Source organism: Neorhizobium sp. JUb45 (assembly GCF_004343585.1).
In the GTDB taxonomy this organism is placed as follows: Bacteria; Pseudomonadota; Alphaproteobacteria; order Rhizobiales; family Rhizobiaceae; genus Neorhizobium.
In genome coordinates this window covers 301,242-323,159 of the sequence record NZ_SLYW01000001.1, presented here as the reverse complement: position 1 = coordinate 323,159, position 21,918 = coordinate 301,242, and the positions used below count along the sequence as shown (strand labels likewise).

Here is a 21,918-nt window from a genome sequence, read left to right as displayed (position 1 = left end):
TAACGCGTCGGATTGCGATAGGTGAAGCAAGATGAGTGCACAGCGTCCCAGTCAGCCAGCCAAGGATAACCCAACTCACCCGCTCAACGAGCAGATCATGCAGTCGCTGATGGAGATTCAGCGCGAACTGTCTTCGGTTGCGACGAAAACGGATCGCGTCATCACCGATATCGGCAGGCTGGACGATCGGCTCGACAAAGTCAGAAGCAAGATTTCCCGCTTCGAAGGTGTGACGTTTGGCACCGGGATTGTCATCGTGCTGTTTGCCAGCATGTTATGGTGGCTTGTCGGTGATCAGATGACGCAAATCAGGAACCAGTTGCACAGCTTCCAGCAGCAGCAACAAACCAACATCGCGCCCTGATCCTGCATCGTAAGGCTGAAACAGATCGACCGCCTGCCATCTATTGCTTGGCTGCCCCAACCACTTTCTGAGCGATCAAAGCACCCGCGGCGACCACGCTGAAAACACAAAAAACCTGCAAATACCGATCGCCAACGCCGAATGCAGTAAAGAAAAACTCACCACATTCCAGGCTCATCACCATCAGCGCCAGTGCACCGATACTCAGAGCAAAAAAAGCCACCACCTCGCCATTCGAGATCTCTCGGTTCCAGCGGAATAACCGCCAGAGAATGGACGGAACGACAACGATCGAAAAGAGCATTGCGACTTCGTCATCACCACCGGATGAAAACAGCTCGCTGCATCGAAAAAGTGTCTCGGTAGACCCGGCAAAAAAGCCGGAATAGATCGCAAAACCCAATGCAGATGCGACAGCAATCATCGCCGAGAGACAGAAGATCAATGAGACGATGGCATTTCTTGCTGAACCGGCAGGCATCAGCGTCCAACCTCCCGCTGCTCCCGCAGCATCCGCCCGATCGCATCCCCCGCCATCGGTCTGCCGAAGAAATACCCCTGCAGCTCGTCGCAACCGCTCAGCCGCAATATCTTGGCCTGATCCTCGGTCTCCACGCCTTCCGCCGTCACCGGAATGTCGAGCGCGCGCGCCAGTGCCACCGTGGCCTGCAAGAGATCGACGGCGCTGCCGCCTTCCGACACCGTCGCCACCAGCGACTGGTCGATCTTCATGCGGTCGAAACCGAACTGGCGCAGATACCCGACGCTGGAAAAACCCGAACCAAAGTCGTCGAGCGCGATTTTGACGCCGATCGCCTTCAAACTGTTGATCGCAGCCAATGCACGGGCCGGATTGCGGATGAAATAGCTCTCGGTCATTTCCAGCGTGATGCGGTTGGGATCAACGCCGATATCGCTGAACGTCGTCGCAACATGGCAGGCAAAGGCAGGATCGCGGAACTGGCCGGGCGAGATATTGACCGCCAGCCGCAGGTCCGGCCATTGCCGCACGGCCCGGCAGGCAATGCGCAAAACACTGAGGCCCAACTGATCGATCATGCCGGTCTGTTCGGCAACACCGATGAAGATTTCCGGGCTGACGGGACCATGTCCCGGCCGGTTCCAGCGGGCGAGCGCCTCCACCGACACCATCCGCCCGTCACGCGCATCGACGACCGGCTGATAAACGACACCGATCTCGCTGTTCTCGATCGCCTTGCGCAGGTCGATTTCCAGCTGGTTACGCTCTTCGCGCTCGGCATCCATGCACGGCGTATAAACGGTCCAGCGGCCTCGACCGGCCTCCTTGGAACGGTACATCGCCATATCAGCCCGCCGCAGCAATTCGTCACCCGATACCGTGCCACGCGCCGAAACGGCAACGCCGATGCTGGTACCGACCACGGCGACACGCTCGCCGATCACGAAAGGCTCGCCGAAAAAGCCGAGAATGCGCTCGCACAGTTCCGGCACCACCGCTTCCTGAGCGCGGGTGTTCATGGCGATGGCGAATTCGTCGCCGCCGACGCGGGCAATGGTCGCCTGCCCGCCGATCAGCGCCGAGAGGCCGGCAGACACGCCACGAATGAGGTTGTCGCCGGTACCATGGCCATAGGCATCGTTGACTTCCTTGAACCCGTCGAGATCGAGGTAAAGCAGAAGAACGTCGTCATTGCTGCTTTCGGCCTGAGAAACCAGTTCGCGCAGGTTCGCGAACAGGCCAAATCGGTTGGCAAGCCCGCTGAGCGGATCGAGCCGCGACAGTTCCACCGCCGCCGCCTCCTCCGCCTTGATCTGCCGCAGCAGCCGTGAGCCGCTGACGAAGAGAAGAATGAAATAGATCGCCACCATGGCGATCGCGCCGAGAACCAGCGGCTGCACCTGGGCGAGACTGGCATAACCCGGCAGACGCGATGTCCAGGTCAGTGAGCCGATCGGCTGGCCATTGCCATCGTGGATCTCGACGTGATGGGCAGGATTTTCGCCGGCAGCGACAGGCCGCAGACCGCTGACCACATAGGTCCTCGCCATCCCCTTGATATCGTTATCATGCAGATGCCGCAGCAACACGAGGTAACGACGCGCGGCCGGTTCGTGGTCGATGTGGCCGCTCTTCTGGCGCACCAGACCGATGGCGACGGCGGCGATGCCGCGCTCGGTGCGGATAAAGGCATTGGCCTCCGGCGTTGCCTCGGCGGCCGAATTGCGCACGCTGTCGAACAGCAGCGGAAACGACGCATCGAAATAGCGCTCGGTGGTCCAGTCCGCCGCGGTACCCGCCTCATAGGTCATCAAGGCGCGGCCCTGCGCATCAAGCAGAATGGCTGCATCGAAAAGATTGTTGTTGGCGGTCATGTCGCCGAAATTGCTGACCACCCAGTCCATGCCGTCGGCGGCGTAAACGTAACGGTTGGCATCATCCCAGGCGGCATAATCGTTCAACGTGGCGCCGAGATGGTTGCGAAAGGTCTGCAGCGCGCCGATCGTGGTTTCACGCGAGCGTTCGTCATCCAGCCGGTTGGCGTGATCGCCGACACGGTCGAGCGCGGTCAGCACCATGCTGGTGACGATCACCATGACAGCCGCGAAGATGACAAGCAGCGAGCGCACAAGCGACCGGCGCTGTGCGGCAGATGACTGCTTCGGACGCGAAGATAGAACCCGCATATTTTCCCCCGAACCCAAGATACGTTGCGAAGGTTCAAATTTTATTTATCGCGGCGAAATCGCGGGCGCAAACCCCGCCGACGAAAAAGGCGGCCCGACAAAGCCGAACCGCCCTTTATTATCGTGGAATACTTGCCCGGACTTACCAGGAAGCGATCAGAGCGCCCTTGTATTCATCATTGATGAACTTGCGGATGCTTTCATCATGGTAGGATTCCACCAGCGTCTTGGCCCAGGATGCATCCTTGTCGGCGGTGCGAACAACGATGACGTTGGCGTAAGGCGACTTTTCACCTTCGATGGCGATGGCATCCTTCTTCGGGTTGAGGCCCGCTTCCATGGCGTAGTTGGTGTTGATGACGGCGGCATCGACGTCATCGAGCGAACGCGGCAGCTGGGCGGCGTCGATTTCGGCAAACTCGATCTTCTTGGTGTTCTCGATGATATCGGCAGGCGTGACCTTGATGCCGGCATCGTCCTTGAATTTGATCAGGCCCTTGGAAGCCAGAACCAGCAGCGCGCGGCCGCCATTGGTCGGGTCGTTCGGGATGGCGACGGTCGAACCTTCCTTCAGTTCGTCGAGGCTCTTCACCTTCTTGGAATAGACGCCCATCGGGGTGGTGATGGTCTTGCCGATGCTGACCAGATCGAACTTGCGGTCGGCAATCTGGTTGTCGAGGTAAGGCTGGTGCTGGAACGAGTTGGCCTGGATATCGCCGTCGTTCAGCGCCTGGTTCGGCACGACATAATCGGAAAACTCGATGATATCGATGTTGAGGCCCTTGGTCTTGGCGACTTCCTTGACCTTTTCCATGATCTTGGCATGTTCGCCGGCCGATACGCCGACCTTGATGTCTTCGGCAAGAGCAGAGCCGGCAGCGAGAACTGCGAGCGTTGCGGCAATGATAAGCTTCTTCATTGGATGTTTCCTCACGTTTTTTGTTTGATTCTCATGGCGCCGCCGCTTGGGAGAGAGGCGGCGCAATTGGTCTGCCCGTTACCAGGTGGGCGTGATGGCGCCCTTGAATTTTTCCTCGATAAACGCCTTCACTTCCGGGCTGTGATAGCTCTCGACGAAGGTCTTTACCCAGGCGGCATCCTTGTCCTTGGCGCGCACGGCGATGATGCCGACGTAAGGCGCCTTGGTGCTTTCCTGGAAAATGCCGTCCGACTTCGGGTTGAGGCCGGCGGCAAGCGCATAATTGGTGGTGATGGCGGCAAGATCGACGTCATCGAGCGAACGCGGCAGCTGGGCGGCATCCAGTTCGGTGATGTTGAGGTTCTTAGGGTTGCCGGTGATATCGGCAACCGAAGCCTTCACACCGATACCGTCCTTCAGCGTGATCAGCTTCTGGTCGGCGAGCAGCAGCAGCGCGCGGGCGCCATTGCTCGGGTCGTTCGGGATGGCAACGGACGCGCCGTCCTTCAGTTCGGACAACGCCTTGATCTTCTTGGAATAACCGGCCATCGGGAAATTCACCGACTGGGCAACGTTGACGAGATCCAGCCCGCGCTCCTTCACCTGATTGTCGAGATAAGGCTTGTGCTGGAAGGAGTTGATGTCGAGATCGCCATCAGCCAGTGCCTGATTGGGCACGACGTAATCGGAGAACTCGACGATATCGAGGTCGAGGCCCTTCTTCGCCGCGACTTCCTTGACCTTTTCGACCAGCTGCGCATGCGGGCCGGGCGTGACGCCAACCTTCTTGGTTTCGGCCAAAGCCGCACCGGTGGAAAAGAGAGCGGCGAACGTGGCCGCGACAATCAGTTTCTTCATGATCTTACCCCTCTTGAAAATTCAGTTCTTGCGATTGCGTTTGTCGAAACTGCGCGCCAGCGCGTCACCGGCGCTCTGCACAAGCTGCACCAGCACGATCAGCACCACGACGACGGCGAGCATCATTTCCGGCATGAAACGCTGGTAACCGTAGCGGATGCCGAGATCGCCCAGGCCACCGCCGCCGACCGCGCCAACCATGGCGGAATAGCCGATCAGGCTGACCATGGTCATGGTGAGCGCCGCCATCAGCGAAGGACGCGCTTCGGCGAGCAGAACCTTGAAGACGATCTGCATCGGCGTGGCACCCATGGCACGCGCGGCCTCGACCAGACCCTTGTCGATCTCGCGGATCGCAGCTTCCACCAGACGGGCAAAAAACGGGATCGTCGCAATGGTCAGGGGCACGATCGCCGCATTGGTGCCGATCGAGGTGCCGGTGACAAAACGGGTGAACGGAATGATCGCCACGACCATGATGATGAAAGGCGTCGAGCGCGCGGCATTGACGATCAGGCCGAGAATGCGGTTGACGACCGGTGCCGGGAACAGTTCGCCCTTGCCGCTGGTGGCAAGGAAAATGCCGATCGGCAGACCGATCAGCGAGCCGAGCAGGCCGGCAATCGCCACCATCTGCAGGGTCTGGCCCAGCGATTTCGACATCAGGCTGATAAGCATATCAAGCGACATAACCGAGCACCTCCGTGGTCAGGCCGGTCTCGGCATAAAATTGATTGGCGCGGGCAACGACGGCCGGATCGGCGGAATAGGAGACGACCAGCGAACCAAAAGGCTCGCCGCCGATCTCCTCGATGCCACCGGCCAGAATGTTGACGTCCGACCCCAGCTCGGACACCAGACGAGCCGTCAACGGCTTGAAGGCGGTTTCGCCAAAAAACACCAGACGCACCAGAACACGATCCCCCTCGGAGGGAACCTGCTTGATGCTGTTGCGCAGCCATTCCGGCAGGTGCAGGGCCGAAGCCAGCAGCGTGCGCGTCGTTTCGTGTTGCGGATTGGCGTAGACATCGAATGTACGACCGGCTTCGACGATACGGCCGGCATCAATCACCGCCACGTGGCTGGCAATGGTTTTTACCACTTCCATTTCGTGGGTGATCAGCAGAACCGTGAGGTTCAGCTCGGCATTGATGCGCTTCAGAAGCTCGAGGATCGACTGCGTGGTTTCCGGGTCGAGCGCCGATGTGGCTTCGTCGGAAAGCAGCAGTTTTGGATCGGTCGCCAGCGCGCGGGCAATGCCGACACGCTGTTTCTGACCACCCGAAAGCTCGGACGGATAACGGCCCGCCTTGTCGCCAAGACCGACGAGATCGAGCAGCGGCCCGACCTTGGCCTTGATCGCCTTTTTATCGATACCGGCGATTTCCAGCGGCAGCGCCACATTGTCGAACGCGGTGCGCGACGATAGCAGGTTGAAATGCTGGAAAATCATGCCGATCTGGCGACGCAAACCGCGCAAACCGTCTTCGCCGAGACCACCGACCTCCACGCCATCGACCACGACTTTGCCGGTCGTTGCCTTTTCCAGCCCGTTGACGAGGCGGATGAGGGTGGATTTGCCGGCGCCGGAGCGGCCGATAATGCCGGTGATGGCGCCGCGTGCGACGGTGAGGTCGATATCCGCAAGTGCCGTGAAACCGCCGTCACCGGCCGGGCCAAAACGCTTTCCGATGCCTTCGAAGGCAACCATCGGCGCGGGCTGCGTGCCGGCCGACCGATCGGCCTCTGGCGCGCTGCGGCCTGAACCTCTAGCCACCGCTTGTTGGATTGTCATGTCTTACTCTCGGGTGTTGGTCTTCTTGAACTGGCGGCTCTATAACCGCTTGTGCACGTTTTAGCCAATCAGGCAGCACATTCGAAGACGGACACAGACGGGAAGCATTTTGACGGCTTTCGGTTCGGGCGGTTGTGAGCGAGGCTTTTGCACCTCTCTTGACCGAAACTTATGCCGTCAGCGCTGATCCCTGCACAGGGATGGTTTTCCGTTTGTGCAGTGCGGCAGGAAATAATCTTCCCTCTTTGCTCAGGCGACGCCTATTCGTTTGACGAACCGAAATTCGAGGCGAGCGCGCTATACCAGCTGCCGCTTTTCTTGATAGTCCGCGTCTGCGTGGCGTAATCCACATAAACCAGACCAAACCGCATGCGATAGCCTTCCGCCCACTCGAAATTGTCCATCAGGCTCCAGGCGAAATAGCCCTTCATCGGATACCCGGCCTTCACCAGATCGGCGACCACGCCCAGATGGTCGGCGTAATAATCGAGGCGCATGTCGTCCTCGATCTTGCCATCGACCAGTTCGGTATTGTCGCAGGCGCCGTTTTCGGTGACATAGCAGTCGGGCAGGTCGTAGCGGCGATAAAGATCCTCGACGAGAGACTTCATCGCCGGCGCATAGATTTCCCAGCCGATATCGGTGGTCTGTTCGCTGATGAAGGATGCCGGCTGAGTCGCAGGATAGGCTGCCCCTTCGGTCGTGTCGGCGAAAACGCGGGCGGGCGTGTAATAATTCAGGCCCCACCAGTCGAGCTTCTGGCTGATGACCGCGAGATCCCCCTCTTCCACCGGCGGCATACGGTCGCCCAGCGCCTCAAGAAGCGAGGCCGGGTATTCCCCCTTGAACACCGGGCCGAAAAACGCGCCATTGTGGAAATCGAAGGCACGCTCGACGGCGGCGGCATCTTCAGCGCTGTCGGATCCCGGCAAGATCGATTGGGCATTCAGCACCAGCCCGACCGGCATTTTTGGCGTGACGTGGCGGATTGCCTGAACCGCAAGACCATGCGCAAGATTGGTGGTGTGCATGGCGGCCAGCGCCGCCTCCATGTTGCGCTCACCCGGCGCATGCACGCCATAGAGATGCGAAAGCCAGACCGAGCACCACGGTTCGTTGAAGGTCGCCACCGCATCCATGCGATCACCGAGACGCGCCATCACCACCTTGGCGTAACGCTGGAATTCGTAAGCGGTCGAGCGCGCCGTCCAGCCGCCCTGCCCCATCAGCGAAAGCGGCAGGTCCCAATGGTAGAGCGTCGCGTAAGCCTTGATGCCGCGCGCCTTCAAACCGTCCAGCAGGCGGTCGTAGAAATCGAGCCCCTTCTCGTTGATGCGCCCAGACCCTTCCGGAATGATGCGCGGCCAGGCGATGGAGAAGCGGTAGGCCTCGACGCCCATATCCTTGATGAGATCGAGATCCTCTTCGAAACGATGATAGTGATCGCAGGCGACATCGCCATTATGGCGCTCGTACACGCGCCCCGGCATGTTGCAGAAAGCGTCCCAGATCGATGGCTTTCGACCATCTTCCTTCGCCGCACCTTCGATCTGGAAGGCGGCAGTGGCGACGCCGAACAGAAAGTCCTTGGGAAACCGCGCGGCAAGCTGCTTGGGGTCGGTCATGGGAACGCACCTGTTTCTTATGGGAAGATATCGGCGATCTAGGCAAACGGCAGCGGCTTGTACAGGGAAAGAACGGCAATTTTCCCGCGACAGGCAAGAGTCGTTCCGAAAGCCACGGACCGGCATCTTATTTCGCGAAAAAAGAGCAAAACTTCCAACGGATGCACCAGATAAGCACACAGTTTGCACCGTTTTTTGAATATGCGCAAAAGTTTACCTGCCAATAGATGTAAATACATCAATTTCAACCACAGCTAACTTGCCCTTCATCAAACTGCGGCGTAGAGCCGCAGCGTCAGATTGCCTCCTGCGCTAAAATGACGCGCCCCTCCCGACGCGCCGCGCAAGGCATTTCCAGCGGACGAAGGAGCAAAAAATGAGAGACGTTCCGGGCTTGCCATCGCGCCGAACCTTCCTGAAGGCATCGGCAGCGAGCGCAGCCATTGCAGGCATTGCGGCGGTTCCCGCCAAGGCCGAAGTCAAACCCGAACCGGTGGCGCTCACCGAGTACAAACCGGACTGTCTCAAGCCCAGTGAGTGGGCTTTCGTGATGGCAGCGGTAGCAAGACTGATCCCGTCGGACGGCGAAGGCCCCGGCGCGATCGAGACGCGTGTCCCGGTCTTCATCGACAAGCAGCTCGCCGGCGATTACGGCAAGGCTTCCGACTGGTACATGGTTGGCCCCTACCAGCCTGCAGCAAGCCCGCTGCGCGGCTGGCAGACACCCTTGGCACCGCTGGAAATCTACCAGCAGGCGATCCCCCTGTTCGACGACTGGTGCAAGACCACCCACGGCAAGATCTTTGCCGAGCTTGATGCGGAAACCCAGGACAAGGCGCTCACCTCGCTCCAGAAGGACGAGATGAAGATCAAGCCGGAACTGCGCGAATTTTTCGGCATCCTGCTGGCCAACACCAAGGAAGGTTATTTCTCCGACCCGATGTATGGCGGCAACCATGGCATGGCGGCGTGGAAATATATCGGCTTCCCGGGCGCCCGTGGCTCCTACAGGGAATGGGTCGGCAAGCATAACGTGAAATATCCGCTCGGCCCCGTCTCCATTTCCGGCGAAAGGGGTTAAGCACCATGGCACGGACAGAAAAGAAAAAAGACGTCGTCCTCGTCGGCTTCGGCTGGACCGGCGCGATCATGGGCATCGAGCTTGCCAATGAAGGCCTCGATGTTCTGGCGCTGGAGCGCGGTCACGATCAGGCGACCGTTCCGGACTTCCAGTATCCCAACATGATTGACGAGCTGAAATACGGCATCCGTTACGGCATGATGGAAAAGCCGGCCAACACGACGGTGACCATCCGCCGTTCGCTGGACGAAGAGGCCCTGCCCTATCGCAGCCTCGGCACCTTCCTGCTCGGCACCGGTGTCGGTGGCGCCGGTACCCACTGGAACGGTTTGAACTGGCGTCCGATGCAGTCGGAATATCGCCTGAAGTCCTACGTGACCGAAAAGTTCGGCGCAGGCGTCATGACGGAAGACATGACGATCCAGGACTATCCGATGACCTATGACGAGCTCGAGCCGCATTTCGACCGCTTCGAAAAAGTCGCCGGCATTTCCGGCACCGCCGGCAATGTCAACGGCAAGATCATCGAGGGCGGCAACCCGTTCGAAGCACCGCGTTCGGATGAATATCCGATGCCGGCCATGCCTTCTACCTGGGATGGCGTGAAATTCCGCGACGCCGCCAAGGCAGCAGGCTATCACCCGTTCCCATCGCCGGGCGGCATTGCCTCCAAGGACTATGTCAACGAATACAACATGCAGATGGGCCCGTGTAACCACTGTGGTTTCTGCGAGCGTTACGGCTGCTACAACTATTCGAAATCTTCCCCGCAGACGGCGATCATCGACGCCCTGAAGCGCAAGAAGAACTTTGAATACCGCGTCAATTCGGAAGTGCTGCGCGTCGAAAAGTCGACCGACGGCAAGACAGTCACCGGCGTCACGTACTTTGACCACAAGACCGGCGAAGAGGTTTTCCAGCCGGCCGATCTGGTCATCCTGACCGCCTTTGCGCTGAACAATGTCCACCTGATGCTCGTTTCGGGTATCGGCCAGCCTTACGACCCCAACACCAATGAAGGTGTCGTCGGCCGTAACTACGCCTACCAGATCACCGGTGGCTACACGCTGTTCTTCAAGGACGAGGACTTCAACCCGTTCATCGGCACCGGCGCCAACGGCTTCTGCATCGACGATTTCGGTATCGACAATATCGACTTCGCCAAGGAAGGTTTTGTCGGCGGCGCCTACTGGCGTGCGGGCCAGACGAACGGTCAGCCCGGCCACACCATGCCGCTGCCTTCCGGCACCCCGAGCTGGGGCGCTGGCTGGAAGAAGGGCATCGGCGAGTGGTACGGCCATGCGATGAACATCGGCGCCCACGGCTCTGTCATGTCCTATCGTGGTCACTATCTCGACCTCGACCCGACCTACAAGGACCGCCACGGCCGTCCGATGCTGCGCATGACCTACAACTGGCATCCGAACGAAATCCGCCAGACGCAGTTCATGAAGCAGAAAATGGAACCGATCGCCAAGTCGATGAACCCGACGACGTTGCAGGAAGGTTTCAAGAAGGAAGGCGCCATGTTCGACGTCCGTCCTTACCAGACCACCCACAACACGGGCGGCACGGTCACCGGCGACGATCCGAAGACCTCGGTTCTGAACCGTTATCTGCAGTCCTGGGATTGCCATAACCTGTTCGTCATGGGTGCCAACACCTTCCCGCAGAACACGCAGTACAACCCGACCGGCATGGTCGGCGGCCTCGCCTATTGGGCCGTCAACGCCATCCGCAAGGATTACCTGCCCAATCCGCGTCCGCTGGTGTGAGGAGAGAAACGATGAAAAAGCTTATTCGCGTTCTCGGCGTCCTCGTCGTTCTGGGCCTTGTTGCCCTTGCCGCCTTCATCTTCGTGCCGGTGCAGCGCACCGGCCCGGCCACCCAGTTGGCTGCCGACTTCAAGCCGGCCAAGGGTCAGGGTGAATATGTCATGCGCGCCGGCGACTGCATGGCCTGCCACACCAACGAAGGCGGCAAGCCTTTTGCGGGCGGCCGTGCCATCCAGAGCCCGATGGGCACGATCTGGACCACCAACATCACGCCCGACAAGGAAACCGGCATCGGCAACTGGTCGCTCGATGATTTTCGCGCAGCCCTTTACGATGGCGTGACCCCGAACGGTACGCATCTCTACCCGGCCATGCCGTACGAGAACTACCGCAAGATGTCGGAGGAGGACATCGTCGCCCTCTACGACTACTTCATGCATGAGGTTCAGCCGGTCTCCAACAAGGTCGAGGAAACCAAGCTCGCCTTCCCGTTCAACATGCGCTTCGGTCTCAGAGCCTGGAACTGGCTTGCCGCCAGCTACGCGCCCGGCTTCAAGCCGAACGCCGGCCAGGACGAACAGTTCAACCGCGGCAAATATCTGGTAGAAGGCGCCGCACACTGCGCCGCCTGCCACAGCCCGCGCAACCTGTTCATGGCACAGGACGGCATCGACGAAACGTCGAAGGCTTTCCTGACCGGCGGCGAAATCGACGGTTATACCGCACCTGACCTTCGTGGTCCGGAAAGCGGCCCGCAGAAGTGGACGACCGAGCAGACGGCAGCCTACCTCTCGACGGCCCGTAACGCCCATTCGACGGCAACCGGCGAAATGATGCTCGTCGTGCGTGACTCGCTCCAGTACATGACCAAAGAGGACAACATGGCGATTGCCGCCTACCTCAAGAAGATCGGCACCGGCGGCGAGAATGCGGCGGCGGCTCCGGCTTCACCGGTCGTCACCGAAACCCAGAAGATGCTGACGGAAGCCAAAGCGGATATGCCGCTCGGCCCCCGTCTCTATCTCGACAATTGCGGTGGCTGCCATTTCGTCACCGGCAAGGGTGCAGGCGAAACCTTCCCGGAACTCGACGGCAACTCGCTCGTCACCGCGAAGTCGCCGAAGGGCCTGATCAGCGTCATCCTGCACGGCGCGGAACTGCCCTCCACGGCAGACCGTCCGATGAAGATGCGCATGCAGGGTTACGACCAGCGACTGTCGGACGAAGAAATCGCAGCCCTTGCCACCTTCCTGCGTGAAGGCTGGACCAACAAGGCAGCGGCTGTTTCGGCGGCCGATGTGAAGGCCGTCCGCGACCTCGCACATCACTGAAAACAGGCCCCGCCGTTCCATCAATGGCGGGGCGAAAATGGCGTGTTTTTCATCGAAACACGCCATTTTGAACATGTTCAAAATGCATACCCTGAATTTAATTAGCACTTCAAAATCAAACAATTACGCGAAAATAATATGATAAGTTATAATAAAAACGATCACAAAAAGGCGAAAAATACCTTCTTTCGACACAACGTAAAAATGTGACCGCCTATTTAAGTAATTTATTTATAGTCTTGACTGCCAAATCACCTCGTAATTCGAGGAATGATTGTCGTGATACTTCGTTTCCCCAAAAATCTTGTTCAGGCCGGCCTTTATATTGAGGCCGTGGAGTGCCCGAGTGCCGAATTTCCACGGCGGCGGTTCATGCTGGAATCCGAGGAAGATCTGAAATCCATCCTGCTGTCGTCGGCGGTTGACGTGCTTGTCAGCCAGCAGAAAAGCCGGGTGGATGTCGCAGCACTTCTGGAGCGCGCGCCCGCCGGTTACTTCAAACCCGCCCCCTTGAGCGAACCCCTGCGGCTGGAAACAAGCGCTGCACTCGAAGGCGCCATGGACGCCATGCGGCAGGGTCTCGAAGCCATGGTCGATGGCAATATCGACATGGCGCATATCACCGAAGCGGCCATTGCCGCCCGTCGCGGCGTCGAAAGCGCCCCGGAACTTTTCGTGGAAATGACCCGCCTCAAGGCCAAGCACAAGGCCACCTACCTGCATTCGGTCGTCGTGGCCGGCCTGATGGCGCAGATGGCCGTGCTGCTGGAGATGGACGACGAGATGGTCGACGAGATCGGCCGCGCCGGCATTCTTCACGACATCGGCAAGCTTCTTATCCCCAACGCCATCCTGAACAAACCCGGCAAGCTGAACGCTGTCGAATGGCGGATGATCCGCAGCCATCCGGAAATCGGCTATCGCCACATGAAGGATCTCGGCGGCGTTTCCGACCTGATCCTCGACGTCTGCCGCCTGCACCATGAAGCGCTCGACGGCAGCGGTTATCCGCTCGGCCTCAAGGATGATCAGATCATCCAGGTCGTACGCATCTGCACCGTTTGCGACGTGTTTGACGCGCTGACCAGCGTGCGCCCCTACAAGAAGGCATGGACTACGGCCGACGCCCTGACCTGGATGTACGACCAGCCACACATGTTCGACCGCAAACTGATCCTGCGGCTGGGCTCGATGTTCCGTTAAGGACCATCGATCACCCAGCCATCGGGTTTCAGATCACAGCTTGACCCAGGCGCCATTCTTTTTCGAAGACGCCACACAGGCCTCGACGAAGGCGACGCCCTTCACGCCGTCATCGACGGTGGGATAGATCACCGCCTTGTCCAGCTTGGTGCCATTCTTCTTGGCGTGAATAGCAAGGGCTGCTTCGGAATAGATCGTCGCAAACGCTTCGAGATAGCCCTCCGGGTGGCCACCGGGAATGCGCGACACGCGGTTGGCGGCCGCCCCTGCACCGGCACCATTGCGGGTGATCAGCCGTTTCGGCTCACCAAACGGCGTGTACCAGAGCAGGTTCGGGTTTTCCTGCGACCATTCCAGCCCGCCCTTTTCACCATAGACCCGCAGCTTCAGGCCATTCTCGTTACCCGGCGCCACCTGGCTGCACCACAACATGCCCTTGGCGCCCTCTGCAAACCGCAGCATCACATGCGCATTGTCGTCCAGTCTCCGCCCCGGCACAAAGCTGTCGAGATCGGCGGCGAGGCTTTCCAGCGTCAGGCCGGTGACGAAAGAGGCGAGATTATAGGCATGCGTGCCGATATCGCCTGTCGAACCGCCCGCACCCGATTGCGCCGGATCGGTGCGCCACACCGCCTGTTTTGCGCCGGTCTGTTCGGCGGCTTCCGTCAGCCAGTCCTGCGCATATTCCACATTCACCACACGCAGCTTGCCGAGATCGCCATTGGCAATCATTTCGCGGGCCTGGCGCACCATCGGATAACCGGTGTAATTGTGGGTGAGGATGAACAGCGCATCGCTCTCATCAGCCAGCTTCTTCAGCTTCTTCGCATCGGCCAGATTGGAGGTCAGCGGCTTGTCGCAGATGACATGGATGCCGCGCTTCAGGAACTCGCGCGCCGCCTCGTAATGCACGTGGTTGGGCGTGACGATCGACACTGCCTCGATACCATCCTTCAGCCGCGCCTCGCGGATCGCCATGTCCTTGTAGGAGCCGTATGTACGCGCCGCATCCAGCCCCAGTTCGCGACCGGATGCCGCCGCTTTTTCCGGGGTCGACGACAGGGCGCCTGCGATCAGGTCGAACCGGTCATCCAGCCGTGCCGCCATGCGATGTACCGCGCCGATAAAGGCGCCCGAACCGCCACCGACCATGCCGAGCCGGATGCGCGGCTGCCGTGCCGCTTCCTGTTTGCCTTCGATTGCCATTAAAATCTCCCTTGAATATTTGCGCTTTGCGCCAAAGTCCCCCTCTGGCCTGCCGGCGTCCTGCGGACCCCACCACAAGGGGGGAGAAAACTCGCAGCAACTCGCCTGCCCCAATTGAGCCAAAGCGGATCGGCTGGGTTAAGCCCTCCCCCTTGTGGGGGTCCGTAAGGACGGGACGAGACACGTGTCTCGACCCTGGTTGGTTGGGAGGGGTCTTGCTAGAGCCCCAGCATCCGCCTGTTGGCCGCCTCGTCGGTACCGCCGGCGGCAAAGTCGTCGAAGGCGTGTTCGGTGACGCGGATGATATGCGCCTTGACGAATTCGGCACCTTCGCGCGCCCCGTCCTCCGGATGTTTCAACGCGCATTCCCATTCGACCACAGCCCAGCCGTCAAAGTCGTTGGCCGCCATTTTCGAGAAGATCGAACCGAAATCGACCTGACCATCACCCGGCGAACGGAAACGGCCGGCACGGTTCACCCAGTTCTGGAAACCGCCATACACGCCCTGACGCCCGGTCGGATTGAATTCCGCGTCCTTGACGTGGAACATCTTGATCCGGTCCTTGTAGATGTCGATATTGTCGAGATAATCGAGGCATTGCAGCACGTAATGCGACGGATCGTAGAGCATGTTGGCGCGGCGGTGGTTTTTCACGCGCTCCAGAAACATCTCAAAGGTGATGCCGTCGTGCAGGTCTTCGCTGGGATGGATCTCGTAGCACACGTCGACATCGTTTTCGTCGGCATGGTTGAGGATCGGCGTCCAGCGTTTCGCCAGTTCATCGAATGCGGTTTCCACGAGGCCTGCAGGGCGCTGCGGGAACGGATAGAGATACGGCCAGACCAGCGCCCCGGAAAAGGTCGCATGCGCCTTGATCCCGAGATGGCGTGACGCGGTGATCGCCATCTTGACCTGTTCGACCGCCCATTCCTGCCGCGCCTTCGGATTGCCGCGCACTTCCGGTGCGGCAAAACCGTCGAATACTTCGTCATAGGCCGGATGCACGGCCACCAACTGGCCTTGCAGATGCGTGGAAAGCTCGGTGATCTCGACGCCGTTACTCCGCGCCACACCGGCCAGTTCGTCGCAATAATCCTTGGAGGTCGAGGCCTTTTTCAGGTCGATCAGCTGGGTCGCCCATGTGGGCACCTGCACGCCGAGATAGCCCTTGTCCGCCGCCCATTTTGTGATGCCGTCCCAGCTGTCGAACGGTGCCGCGTCGCCTGCAAACTGCCCGAGAAAGATGCCGGGGCCCTTGATCGTCTTCATGAAAAATACCTCCGCTTATACAATTCAGAACATGGAACGGGCGCGCAGGTCGACAACCAGACGCGCCCGGAAAAAGCCGGTCAGAACGGCGAGTCAGGGAAATAGAAGTCCTTGGCGTTGTCCTTGGTCACCAGCGTGGCATCGAGAATGTAATTGCCGCTGACCGGTACCTGATCGTAAAAACCGCCGGCGGTGAGCTGCATGGCGGTCGCCACCATGGCCGGTGGGTAGAGCACGTCGACCGGCACCATCTTGTCGCCGTCGGCCACGCGCTTGATCATGTCCTTGGAACCGGCGCCGCCGACGACATATTTGATGTCGGTGCGCTTGGCCTGTTGGATGGCTTCCAGCACGCCGACAGCCATGTCGTCATCCTGGCACCAGACCACGTCGATCTTCGGATATTTGGTGAGATAATCCTGCATCACGCGGAATGCGTCATCGCGGCTCCAGTTGCCGTACTGGCGATCCAGCACCTTCACCTTCGAGCCGGCAATCCCCTTGTCGAAACCATCCTGACGCTGCTGATCGATCGGGATCGGCAGGCCACGAATGATGACGACCTCGGCTTCCGGCGTCGTCTTGGAGATATACTGGCCGGCGACTTCGCCGAGCGCCGGGTTGTTGCCGGCCACGTAGAGATCGCGGATCGTGTTGTCGTTGACGGAAGGTGCGCGGTCGACCAGCGCCACGAATTTTCCGTCGTCCTTGACCTGCTGGATGGCCGACACGAGCTGATCCGGATCGGTCGGCAGGATGACGAGCGCATCGATGCCCTGCACCGCCAGATCCTGCACGGCATTGGCCTGGCTGGCGGGATCGGCCGAGGTTTTCACGATGACATTGAGGCCCTTGTGTTCGGCCATGAGAAGTTTCGCGACACGTTCGGCATGGAAGACCACGCCGGCCGTCCAGCCATGGTCGGCGGCCGGAATGGACACGCCGATCGTTACCTTTTTCGCCTCCTGCGCCCAGCCGAGCGTCGGCGCCATCACCACCGATGCGGCAAGTGCTGCCGCGGTTATCCCAAAAGTTCTTCTACGCATGTTCTCTCTCCCAAGAAAAACGGGGTCTCTCCTCCCGACCGGACCCGCCCCAGATGGCCCGGCGTATTCTTAAGAACTCTCCTATTTCCGCATCAGCGTGCGCTGCACCAGCATGGCGATGATGATGATCGCCCCTTGGATCGCGCCGATCAGATATTCGCTGACAAAATTGGACAGCAGCATGATGTTGCCGACGATTTCCAGAATGAAGGCGCCACAGATCGTGCCCCAGATACGCCCGACGCCACCCCGAAGCGCCGTGCCACCGACCACGACGGCGGTGATCGCCTGCAGTTCCCAGAGAATGCCGGTGGTGGCCGAGGTCGATCCCAGACGCGGCACATAGATGATCACGGCAACGGCGACGCAGAGCCCCTGAATGACATAGGCAATGGTGCGCACCTTCTTCACCGAAATGCCGGAATAGCGCGCCACTTCCTCATTCGATCCGACGGCAATCACGTGCCGGCCATACCGCGTGCGGTAGAGCACGAAGGCGGCAATCGCGGCGGTGACGAAAATCACGATGATCGGGATCGGCACGCCAAACACATCGCCAAAATAGACCGGGCGATAAAGCTGCTGCAATTCACGGTCGCGCACCGTGATCGAGCCGCCCTGGGACAGCCATGTCGTCAGGCCGCGATAGATGCCCATCATGCCGAGCGTGGCGATAAACGGTTCAATCTTGCCGACCGTGGTGATCAGTCCGTTGGTCAGCCCACAGGCCGCCCCGAGGATCAGCGCCAGCATCATAGCCGCGATCAGCATCAGCATCGGATCGGCGACCGCGCCGGAATTCATGAACAGGATCATCAGGCTGGCGACAAAGGCCACCATCGCGCCGACCGATAAATCGAGCCCGCCCGACGAGATCACGTAAGTGGCCCCCAGCGCGATGATGGCGATGAAGGCGCTGCGGGTGATGACATTGGTGAGATTGGCGAGCGAAACGAAATTCGGATTGGCGAAATAGCCCAGCACCAGCAGCAGCGCCAGCGCCACGAAGGGCGCGATGGCCGCCATGTCCCAGTCTTTTGAGGTTTTGGGAGCCTTGGTCGTGTCTGTTGCGACTGTGCTCATGCTGCCACCCTCGTTGGGAAGATCGTGAGCGGTTGCGAGTCACTCCAACTATCTTCTCCCCCGCGGGGAGAAGGTGGCCCGAAGGGTCGGATGAGGGGGGCGACGCAACGATGAGCGCCATGCCATCTGGCCCCCTCATCGCCTCGCTGGCGCTCCGGCACTTCTCCCCGATGGGGAGAAGAGGGTTGTGGCACTGTCACCACCCCGCGGGCGCGGACACTGCTCTTTGGGCGAGAGGTTGGAGAAGGATCTTTCCTCACGCCGCCTCCCCCGCACCCGCATTCACACCCGTCGCCAGCTGCACGATCTCGTTTTCCGTCATGTGCTCCCCCTCCACCTCGCCGACGATCCGCCCCGCCCGCATCACATGGATGCGGTCGCAGATGCCGATCAGCTCTGGCATTTCGGAGGAAACGACGATGATCGACCGCCCCTCTTCGGCCAGAGCGGCGATGAATTTATAGATCTGTTCCTTGTTGCCGATATCGATGCCGCGTGTCGGCTCGTCGATGATGACGACCTGCGGATCGAGCAGCATCATCTTGGCCAGCAGCAGTTTCTGCTGGTTGCCACCGGAAAGCTGGCCGGCAAGGATATCCTTGTTGCCGGTGCGGATATCGAAATCCTCGATCGCCGTGTCGAGCGCTTGCGCTTCGCGTTTGCGGTCGATCTGAAACCCGCGAATGAATTTTGAAAGCGAGGCCAGCGTCAGGTTGGTGCGCAGGTCTTTTGTCAGCAGCAGGCCCTTGCCCTTGCGGTCTTCCGAGAGATAGGCGACGCCGGCTTTCAGGCTGGAATGGACATCGGTGAAAGCCACCGGATGACCGCGCAACGTCACCTTGCCCTTGCCCGGACGCAGACCCACCAGACCTTCCATCAGCTCGGTACGGCCGGCGCCGATCAACCCGGCAAAACCGAGGATTTCGCCTTTGCGCAGCGTGAAGGAAGCACCCTGCGCATAACCCGGCACGTCAAAATTTTCGACATTCAGCACGGTTTCGCGTGCCTCTGCCGCATGACGGTCGGGATAAAGTTTTGCCACATCGCGCCCCACCATCAACCGCGCCATATCGGCCGGTTGAAGCTCGGAGGTCTCGTGCGAGGCCACCAGACGACCATCGCGCAACACGGTGACGCGGTCAGCAATTTCCTTCACCTCCGGCAGGCGGTGCGAGATGTAGAGCACGCCGACACCCTTGGCGCGGATATCGCGGATGACTTTCAAGAGCGCCTCGGTCTCGTGTGGTGTCAATGACGCGGTCGGTTCGTCGAAGATGACGATACGGTGCGGCACCAGCAACACGCGCGCGATCTGCACCAGCTGCCGCTGGGCGATGGAAAGGCGCGAGACGATGGCGTTGGGATCGAGATCACCGCCGAGCTCGCGGATCGCTTTTGTCGCACCCTCGTTCATCACCCGGTCATCGAGCGCCAGACCCTTGCCGAGTTCGCGGCCGAGATAGATGTTCTGGGCAACGGTGAGATCCGGCGCCAGCAGGATTTCCTGATGCACCAGCACGATGCCATGGTTTTCAGCATCCACCGGCCCGGAAAAACTGACCGGCGCGCCATTGATGCGAAGCTCGCCACGGGTCGGCTGATGGTTGCCGGCGAGGATCTTCATCAGGGTGGATTTGCCGGCACCGTTTTCGCCGATAATGGCATGCACTTCGCCGGCGCGCACCGTCAGGTCGATGTCCTTCAGAACCTCGACAATGCCAAAAGTCTTGGAAAGCCCCGCGCCCTCAAGCAGCGGAACTGTATGAACGGTCGAAGCCACGGGCGCAGTAACGCTCATGGTCCGGCCACGCATTTAAAGTGCGTCGATACGCGTTCGAATGGAAACGCACATCGAACGCCAGCCTCCTCGCAAGCGGTCGAATGCATTGATAGTCCTCCTGATCGGGAGGCTAGCCAAGATTATGAGGTACGTAAAGCAAGATTTGCTGAAATAGCCGATCGCTGACTTTGTTGTGACAACCGCCCGGTTGTCGCAAGTCAGCCGCGGTTCTTTGCGATCAGCGCATCGAGTGCGTCGGCGTTGTCACGGCCCCAGCCATAGAGCAGTTCGACAGGCTCGACGAAGCGTGTTCCGAGCGGCGTCAGCGTGTAATCGACGGCAGGCGGCACGGTGCCATGCACATGCCGGGTCACGAGGCCGGCCGCCTCCATGTCACGCAGGGTCTGGGTCAGCATCTTCTTGGAAATGCCCGGCAGACTGCGCAACAGCACGCCGGTACGGGCGCAGCCATTCAGCCGCGTGTGCAGCACATGCAGGATCATGCTTGTCCATTTGCTGGAAAAGATCTCCAGCACGCGGCGCGGCGCGCAATCCTCGCGCCATTCATGATCGGGCGAACCGGGCTGCATCGGGCCTCTCCAGAGTGGTTACGTCAGGGTGTCTATGTCCCCAAAGGGTGCCTTCTGGCATGGTGGCGGCCAAAAGACTAGATGAAGCCGACAACGAAAGGATACAAGCATGAGCAAGACAGCATTGATCGTCGGCGCCAGCGGCATTGTCGGCAGCGCAACCGCAAAGGTTCTGGCCGAAGACGGCTGGCAGATCTTTGGCCTGGCCCGCAAGCCGACGCAGAAGCAAGGCGTCACACCGGTGGCAGCCGACCTTCTCGATCCGGCATCGCTGGCCACGGCGCTGTCAGGCATTACCCCATCGACGGTATTCATTTCCAGCTGGCTGAGGCAGCCGACGGAAACCGAAAACATCCGCGTCAATTCCGCCATGGTCCGCAACCTGCTCGACGCGCTGTCGCCCGCCGCTTCGGTGCGTCATGTCGCGCTTGTCACCGGACTGAAACACTATCTCGGCCCGTTCGAGGCCTATGGCAAAGGCTCGCTGCCGCAAACGCCGTTCCGCGAGGAACAGGGCCGCATCGATGTCGACAATTTCTATTACGCCCAGGAAGACGAAGTGTTTGCGGCAGCCAAGCGTGATGGCTTTGCCTGGAGCATCCATCGCCCGCACACCATCATCGGCAAGGCGGTCGGCAATGCCATGAACATGGGCACGACGCTGGCGGTCTATGCGACGATCTGCAAGGAAACCGGCCGCCCCTTCCGTTTCCCCGGCGCCGACATGCAGTGGAACGGCCTGACCGACATGACCGATGCCACCCTGCTCGGCCGCCATCTTCTATGGGCCGCCACCACACCCGCCGCCGCCAATCAGGATTTCAACGTCGTCAACGGTGATATCTTTCGCTGGAAGTGGATGTGGAACCGCATCGCCGAATGGTTCGGCATCACCCCGGCCGAGTTCGATGGCAGTGCGCAACCGCTCGAAACGCAGATGGCCGATGACGCGGAAATCTGGCGTGACATCGCCGCCCGCCACAACCTTGCCGAGCCCGACATTCACCGTCTGGCATCGCCATGGCACACCGACGCCGATCTCGGCCGGCCGATCGAAGTGGTCACCGACATGTCGAAAAGCCGCCGTCTCGGCTTTCTGGAATACCAGCCGACCGACGACGCCTTCTTCGCCCTGTTCGAGCAGTTGCGCGCCGACAGGCTCATTCCCTGAAAGTTCACGTTGACGATTTAGGTATTTCTAATATAAATTGCATTTGACTGAAATCGCAGCCATGAGCCTGGCGCGGCGGACCCCCTCAAAGGAGGCGTCGGGCTTCTGGCGCGGGTCACCTGCATGAAAGACTTCATAGGTTTACGGGCAGAA

At 60.0% G+C, this 21,918-nt stretch carries 19 protein-coding genes; 6 read left to right on the top strand and 13 right to left on the bottom strand.

The window, feature by feature from the left end:
• Nucleotides 1-97 precede the first annotated feature (97 nt).
• Entirely contained in the window at nt 98-364 is a 267-nt protein-coding gene (locus EDF70_RS01420; protein WP_132271472.1) for a hypothetical protein, read from the top strand.
• Nucleotides 365-404: 40 nt separating this feature from the next.
• Here EDF70_RS01420 and EDF70_RS01415 read toward each other — a convergent pair whose 3' ends face one another.
• The 7 genes from EDF70_RS01415 to EDF70_RS01385 form a co-directional block, all read right to left on the bottom strand.
• The gene (locus tag EDF70_RS01415) at nt 405-845 is read right to left on the bottom strand and encodes a hypothetical protein (RefSeq protein WP_132271471.1); all 441 of its coding nucleotides are present in this window, start codon (nt 843-845) and stop codon (nt 405-407) included.
• Nucleotides 845-3,031, bottom strand: coding sequence for a bifunctional diguanylate cyclase/phosphodiesterase (locus EDF70_RS01410; protein ID WP_132271470.1), 2,187 nt, complete (start codon nt 3,029-3,031; stop codon nt 845-847). The genes EDF70_RS01415 and EDF70_RS01410 overlap by 1 nt, the downstream gene beginning before the upstream one ends.
• A 142-nt stretch (nt 3,032-3,173) precedes the next feature.
• Entirely contained in the window at nt 3,174-3,950 is a 777-nt protein-coding gene (locus EDF70_RS01405; RefSeq protein WP_132271469.1) for a MetQ/NlpA family ABC transporter substrate-binding protein, read from the bottom strand.
• Nucleotides 3,951-4,028: 78 nt separating this feature from the next.
• The gene (locus tag EDF70_RS01400; RefSeq protein WP_132271468.1) at nt 4,029-4,808 is read right to left on the bottom strand and encodes a MetQ/NlpA family ABC transporter substrate-binding protein; all 780 of its coding nucleotides are present in this window, start codon (nt 4,806-4,808) and stop codon (nt 4,029-4,031) included.
• 21 nt (nt 4,809-4,829) lie between these two features.
• The gene (locus tag EDF70_RS01395) at nt 4,830-5,498 is read right to left on the bottom strand and encodes a methionine ABC transporter permease (protein WP_132271467.1); all 669 of its coding nucleotides are present in this window, start codon (nt 5,496-5,498) and stop codon (nt 4,830-4,832) included.
• Entirely contained in the window at nt 5,488-6,519 is a 1,032-nt protein-coding gene (locus tag EDF70_RS01390; RefSeq protein ID WP_132272523.1) for an ATP-binding cassette domain-containing protein, read from the bottom strand. The genes EDF70_RS01395 and EDF70_RS01390 overlap by 11 nt, the downstream gene beginning before the upstream one ends.
• Nucleotides 6,520-6,863: 344 nt before the next feature.
• Entirely contained in the window at nt 6,864-8,228 is a 1,365-nt protein-coding gene (locus tag EDF70_RS01385) for a GH1 family beta-glucosidase (protein ID WP_132271466.1), read from the bottom strand.
• A gap of 376 nt (nt 8,229-8,604) precedes the next feature.
• Here EDF70_RS01385 and EDF70_RS01380 point away from each other — a divergent pair, with 376 nt between their 5' ends.
• The 4 genes from EDF70_RS01380 to EDF70_RS01365 all read left to right on the top strand — a co-directional run bounded on the left by EDF70_RS01380 (nt 8,605) and on the right by EDF70_RS01365 (nt 13,618).
• Nucleotides 8,605-9,309: a gluconate 2-dehydrogenase subunit 3 family protein gene (locus EDF70_RS01380; RefSeq protein WP_132271465.1), complete on the top strand. Its 705-nt coding sequence runs from the start codon at nt 8,605-8,607 to the stop codon at nt 9,307-9,309.
• Between the two features lie 5 nt (nt 9,310-9,314).
• Nucleotides 9,315-11,084, top strand: coding sequence for a GMC family oxidoreductase (locus EDF70_RS01375; protein ID WP_132271464.1), 1,770 nt, complete (start codon nt 9,315-9,317; stop codon nt 11,082-11,084).
• Nucleotides 11,085-11,095: 11 nt separating this feature from the next.
• Nucleotides 11,096-12,415, top strand: coding sequence for a cytochrome c (locus EDF70_RS01370; RefSeq protein ID WP_132271463.1), 1,320 nt, complete (start codon nt 11,096-11,098; stop codon nt 12,413-12,415).
• A gap of 372 nt (nt 12,416-12,787) precedes the next feature.
• The gene (locus EDF70_RS01365; RefSeq protein ID WP_165931915.1) at nt 12,788-13,618 is read left to right on the top strand and encodes an HD-GYP domain-containing protein; all 831 of its coding nucleotides are present in this window, start codon (nt 12,788-12,790) and stop codon (nt 13,616-13,618) included.
• A gap of 33 nt (nt 13,619-13,651) precedes the next feature.
• Here the strand turns inward: EDF70_RS01365 and EDF70_RS01360 are convergent, their stop codons facing one another.
• The 6 genes from EDF70_RS01360 to EDF70_RS01335 form a co-directional block, all read right to left on the bottom strand.
• Entirely contained in the window at nt 13,652-14,824 is a 1,173-nt protein-coding gene (locus EDF70_RS01360) for a Gfo/Idh/MocA family oxidoreductase (protein WP_132271461.1), read from the bottom strand.
• Between the two features lie 218 nt (nt 14,825-15,042).
• Nucleotides 15,043-16,095, bottom strand: coding sequence for a sugar phosphate isomerase/epimerase (locus EDF70_RS01355; RefSeq protein WP_132271460.1), 1,053 nt, complete (start codon nt 16,093-16,095; stop codon nt 15,043-15,045).
• An 80-nt stretch (nt 16,096-16,175) separates the two neighbouring features.
• Nucleotides 16,176-17,141: a substrate-binding domain-containing protein gene (locus EDF70_RS01350; RefSeq protein ID WP_132271459.1), complete on the bottom strand. Its 966-nt coding sequence runs from the start codon at nt 17,139-17,141 to the stop codon at nt 16,176-16,178.
• Nucleotides 17,142-17,222: 81 nt separating this feature from the next.
• The gene (locus EDF70_RS01345; protein ID WP_132271458.1) at nt 17,223-18,224 is read right to left on the bottom strand and encodes an ABC transporter permease; all 1,002 of its coding nucleotides are present in this window, start codon (nt 18,222-18,224) and stop codon (nt 17,223-17,225) included.
• Between the two features lie 256 nt (nt 18,225-18,480).
• The gene (locus tag EDF70_RS01340; RefSeq protein WP_132271457.1) at nt 18,481-20,022 is read right to left on the bottom strand and encodes a sugar ABC transporter ATP-binding protein; all 1,542 of its coding nucleotides are present in this window, start codon (nt 20,020-20,022) and stop codon (nt 18,481-18,483) included.
• Between the two features lie 200 nt (nt 20,023-20,222).
• Nucleotides 20,223-20,594: a helix-turn-helix domain-containing protein gene (locus tag EDF70_RS01335; protein ID WP_132271456.1), complete on the bottom strand. Its 372-nt coding sequence runs from the start codon at nt 20,592-20,594 to the stop codon at nt 20,223-20,225.
• A 109-nt stretch (nt 20,595-20,703) separates the two neighbouring features.
• Between EDF70_RS01335 and EDF70_RS01330 the strand changes: the two genes are divergently transcribed.
• Complete coding sequence (locus EDF70_RS01330) at nt 20,704-21,765, top strand: SDR family oxidoreductase (protein WP_132271455.1); 1,062 nt, start codon at nt 20,704-20,706, stop codon at nt 21,763-21,765.
• Nucleotides 21,766-21,918: the final 153 nt, after the last annotated feature.